4 protein-coding genes are annotated in these 4,498 nt (G+C 73.5%); 2 read left to right on the top strand and 2 right to left on the bottom strand.

The window, feature by feature from the left end:
• The first annotated feature begins 205 nt into the window (after positions 1-205).
• Positions 206-1,183 carry a phosphotransferase gene (locus tag AB0E96_RS38480; RefSeq protein ID WP_359831093.1) on the top strand — a complete coding sequence of 326 codons (978 nt, stop codon included), beginning with the start codon at positions 206-208 and terminating at the stop codon, positions 1,181-1,183.
• A 229-nt stretch (positions 1,184-1,412) separates the two neighbouring features.
• Here the strand turns inward: AB0E96_RS38480 and AB0E96_RS38475 are convergent, their stop codons facing one another.
• Together AB0E96_RS38475 and AB0E96_RS38470 are read right to left on the bottom strand one after the other, a co-directional pair.
• Entirely contained in the window at positions 1,413-1,868 is a 456-nt protein-coding gene (locus AB0E96_RS38475) for a hypothetical protein (RefSeq protein ID WP_359831091.1), read from the bottom strand.
• Positions 1,869-2,274: 406 nt separating this feature from the next.
• A complete protein-coding gene (locus AB0E96_RS38470) occupies positions 2,275-3,051 on the bottom strand; it encodes a MerR family transcriptional regulator (RefSeq protein ID WP_359831089.1) in 777 nt (258 codons plus the stop codon).
• 95 nt (positions 3,052-3,146) lie between these two features.
• On the opposite strand from AB0E96_RS38470, the gene AB0E96_RS38465 reads away from it, so the two are divergent.
• Positions 3,147-4,241 carry a serine hydrolase domain-containing protein gene (locus tag AB0E96_RS38465; protein ID WP_359831087.1) on the top strand — a complete coding sequence of 365 codons (1,095 nt, stop codon included), beginning with the start codon at positions 3,147-3,149 and terminating at the stop codon, positions 4,239-4,241.
• The last annotated feature ends 257 nt before the right edge of the window (positions 4,242-4,498 follow it).

The raw sequence follows: 4,498 nt of genomic DNA, 5'->3' as shown, positions 1-4,498 counted from the left end.
GACCCTGCCGTTCTGCGCGCCGGACGACCGGCGGGCCCGTCTCGCGGTCCAGGTGACCGTGACCGGCGGCGGACCCTTGAGGGCGCGCCCGCCCGGCCGGTGCCGGGTCGCCGCTGACGGGACGTCCGGCGGGATCATCCGGGCCGACGCGCGGCCGTGGAATTTCGGTGGCAGGACGCCGCGCCGGCGCGGCAGCATGGCGCGCATGCCCAGCACTCACACGCCGAAGCCGTCCGCCGGCTCCACCGCGGTCCGGCCGAGTTGGCCACAGTTGCCGGACCGGGTCCGCTCGTTGGTCGAGCGGCGGCTCGGCGGTCCGGTGGCGGCCGCGCCGAGCGCGGGCAGCGGGTTCACACCGGGCTTCGCGGCCGTTCTGCACGGCCCGCGGGGGCCGCGGTTCGTGAAGGCCGCCAACGGTGCGAGCGATCCGGTCATCGCCGACTGCTACCGGCGGGAGGCCCTGATCAACCGGGCGCTGCCCGCCGGCGTGCCCGCGCCGCGTCTGCGCTGGCTGGAGGAGGAGGACGGCTGGGTGGTCCTCGGCCTGGACGCGGTCGACGGCGCGCGGATGCCCGCCGATCCGTGGCGCCCCGCCGAACTCGCCGCCGTCCTGGACGCCTTCGCGGCGATCGCGCGGGAGCTGGAGGTCCCGGGCCGGGCGCTGCTCGACCTCGGGCTCAAGCCGGTCGCCGAGGAGCTGTCGCTCGACGGCTGGCGCCGCCTGGCCGCCGGGGAGCGGGCCGACGACCTGCCCCCGTGGTTCCCCAGGAAGCTGGTCGAACCGCTGGCCGAGCTGGAGAGCGGCTGGGTCCCGGCCGCCGCCGGCGGCTCCGTCCTCCACCACGATCTGCGCCGCGACAACGTGCTGTTCGACGGGCGCGGCCGGGTGTGGGTCTGCGACTGGAACTGGCCCTGCCTCGGCGCGAGTTGGCTCGACCTCACGGTGCTGCTCGGCACCGCCCACGCGGACGGCCACGACGCCTCCCGGCTGTTCGCCGAACACCCCACCGCCCGCGGCGTCGCCCCCGAGCAGTTGGACGCCGTGCTCGCGGGCCTCGCCGGGCTCTTCCTGCACTCCGGCGCCCAGCCCCCGCCGCCCGGCTCGCCGGCGCTGCGCGCGCACCAGACCTGGTCCGGCGAGGTCCTCCTCGGCTGGCTCCGGGAGCGCCGGGGCTGGGCCTGACCGCACCGCGGCCGGGGCCGGGGCCGCCCCAGCGGCGGGTCGGGCCGGCCTTGCGTGCTGCCCGTGGACGGTCCCTTCAGCACGGGGACGCAGGGTGACGCAGCGAATCCGCGGCTTCGCCACCCTGCCCGCGGACCATCCCGGTGACGAGGACCCCGTTCTCACGGCCGGGCGGACGGGTCCGCCCGGCCGCCGGGGGAAGCGGTCGGGATCAGGGCGCGGCCGGGGGTCAGGAGGCGGCCGTGCGGGCCGCCTCCAGCTCGACCACCAGCCGCTCGACCCGCTTGTCGGTCCGGCCCGAGCCGTGGCCCGCGAGCATGTGCAGCTGGTCCGTTCCGCCGGCGGCCGGCACCAGCTCCGGGACGTCGGACGAGTAGGCCCTGCCGGTCTGGACGGCCACCCGTACCTCCCGGATGTCCGCCCACGCGTAGGAACGCGCCCGGAGCAGCCCGGAGTACGTCACTCCGGCCGGCCCGTAGGAGATGCCGAACACCGGCGCGCGGACCGTCAGCACCGCGCCCACCGCGCCCATGACCAGGACCAGGGCCAGGCCCATGGCCGCGACGGCCGACCGGCCCTCGCCCGCCGCCGCCACCACGCCCGCCGCCATCACCACCGCGAGCAGCAGGAGCACGGCGCCCATCGGGAAGTAGACGAGCGACCAGGCCGTACGTCTCTTCCGCATGCCGTGCCCCCCTTCCGCGGCGCGGGGCGCGCGGCGCCGTCCGGGCACCGGCATACGAACGGTGGCGACAGCCGCCGACGGGTGGGGCGGCGGGCGAGGGTGGCCGGGGCGGCGGGGTGACTCACGTGCTCGGCGTGGTGGGCGAGTTCGTCCCGCTGCCGCGCGGAGGCCAGGCACCTCACCGCGGCCGGACGGCGCCGCCACCGCCGTCCGGCGCGGGCGCGGGCGCGGGCGTCTGCTCGGTCTCCCCCCTCCCCCCGGCCGGCCGCCGGCGGGGGCGGGGCGGTGTTCCTCGAAGTGCGCATCACGGTCGGCGAGTTCGTCGCCCTGCCTGTGGGCGGTGTCGGCGGCCGCCGTCCGGGCTTCCGCTAGGGCGTGTCCGGGCGATCGAGTTCGCAGCAGTCCGCTACTGCCGCGGGATATCAATGCCCGCCGCGCGCAGGTGCCCCTCGACCAGCCCGTTCAGCCGGGCGATGGACGGTGCCTCGTCCTCCCGATGGTGGTTGATCACGCCGTACCGGGAGGCCGTGTCGGGCCCGTGCGGTCGCTTGGCCGGCAGCGTCAGCAGCGCGCGGACGCCCAGCAGGTTGGCGGCCACCGCTGAGGCCAGCTCCTCGATCCGCGGGTCGTCGGGATCCCAGGTCCTCGCCTCCCAGCCGCGCTTGGTCAACTCGACGAATTCGGGGTCGTCGAGCCGGTGTTCGAGGTTGGCCAGGAAGAGGTCGAAGACCTCGGGAGTCAGTGCCCGCGACAGCACCAGGGCCTCCCGCTGGGTGGTGACGTAGTCGGGGCTGAAGTCGAGCTCGGCGAGTCGCTCCAGGACCGCGCAGGCCCGGTCGGGCAGCAGGGCGCGGTCACCGCGGGCGAGCCGGTGCAGGGTGTCGCGGCGGGCGGTCAGCTCCTCGATCTGTTCGGTGAGCCGGCGGCGGACGTCGTCCAGGGCGGTGGCGAACCGCTCGGGCTCGGCGTCGAGCAGCTCGCCGATCTCGGCCAGCGGCACGCCCGCCCCGGCCAGGGCCCGGACCTGGACAAGGCGCAGCAGGTCGGCCGAACCGTAGCGCCGGTAGCCGGAATGGTCCCGTTCCGGTTCGGCGACCAGGCCGAGCCGGTGGTAGTGCCGCACCGTCTTGACGGTGATCCCGACGAAAGCCGCCGCCTGGCCGATCGTGAGCCCTTCTGCCATGGGGTGAGAGTAACGCTCTTCCATCGGCTTGACCTTGACCTTGGGTCAAGGTCCACGCTCATCTCGTACCCGCTGACGCGAGATGAGGAATCACCATGAGTGAGCAGAACGCCGCCGCCGCGCAGGACCGCCCCGAGCTGCGGAAGGCCATGCAGGAGATCGTCGACGCCGGTTTCTCCGGTGTGCAGCTGCGCGTGAACGACGAGCTCGGCGAGTGGGTCGGCAGCGCCGGGGTGAGCGAGCTGGGCCGGACCGCGAAGCCGCCGACCGACGGGCACTTTCGGGTAGGAAGCGTCACCAAGACCTTCGTCGCGACCGTCGTCCTGCAGCTGGTGGCCGAGGGCCGGCTCGGCCTTGAGGACCTGGTGGCCGACCACTTGCCGGAGTTCCGGCTCGACCGGCGGATCACAGTACGGATGCTCCTGCAGCACACCAGCGGGCTGTTCAACTTCACCGGCGAGTTCTCCAAGGACGGGTCGGTCGAACCCGGTGTGGTCGCCGGTTGGGGCAAGGAGTGGGTGGACCTGCAGCACGCGACCTACCGGCCGGAGGAACTGGTGCGGGGGGCGTTGGCGAAGCCGGCGCGGTTCGAGCCGGGGACGGCCTGGAGCTACTCCAACACCAACTATGTCCTGGCCAGGCTGCTGATCGAGCAGGTCACCGGCCGCTCGCTGCCCGAGGAGGCGCACCGGCTGATCCTGGGCCCGCTCGGGCTGACGGGCACCCTACTGCCGGAGACCCGGGAGGACATCCCCGAGCCGCATGCCCACGGCTACTTCGGCTACGACGACGCCGGGCAGTGGAAGGTGGTCGACACAACGCGCTTCAACCCCTCCTGGGTATCCGCCGCCGGCGACATGATCTCGACCAGCCGGGACCTCCACACGTTCTTCTCCGCGCTGAACAGTGGCAAGCTCATCTCGACCGAGCTTCTGGCCGAGATGCGCGTCGCGGACCCCACGATGGGTTATGGCCTGGGGGTGTTCGTGGAGGAGCTGGACGGCGGCGGCACCGTCCTCCACCACAACGGAGGGTTCTGGGGCTGGGGCGCGATGATGTACAGCACGCCCGACGGCACCAAGACCCTGACCGGCTCGCTGACCTCCGGGGATGTCGAAATGGACCTGCCCACCATGGCCGGGACGTTCGAGAAGGTGAAGCAGACACTGGTCAAGGCGGTGTTCGCCTAAGCCCAATGCCGGTGACTTTAGGTAGTGGCGTGTGGCGTGATGGTGGGTGTTGCTGGGTGTGGTGGTGGCCAGTTGCGGTGTTGGGCGTGTTTGAGGGGCCAGTTGGACATCTTGCGTTTGATGACGCGGGGGCAGGTCCGTTGACGACGCGGGGGTAGCAGGCGTTCGGTGATCTCAGCCAGGGTGCGGGTCAGCGCCCTGGCGAGTCTGCCGGGGGGAAAGCGCCGCCTGGGCGGGGACCTGGCGGCGCACGACCC

This window comes from Kitasatospora sp. NPDC036755 (assembly GCF_040636595.1).
GTDB lineage: Bacteria > Actinomycetota > Actinomycetes > Streptomycetales > Streptomycetaceae > Kitasatospora.
The sequence above is the reverse complement of the archived record's forward strand: the minus strand, read 5'-3'. Positions and strand labels throughout refer to the sequence as shown.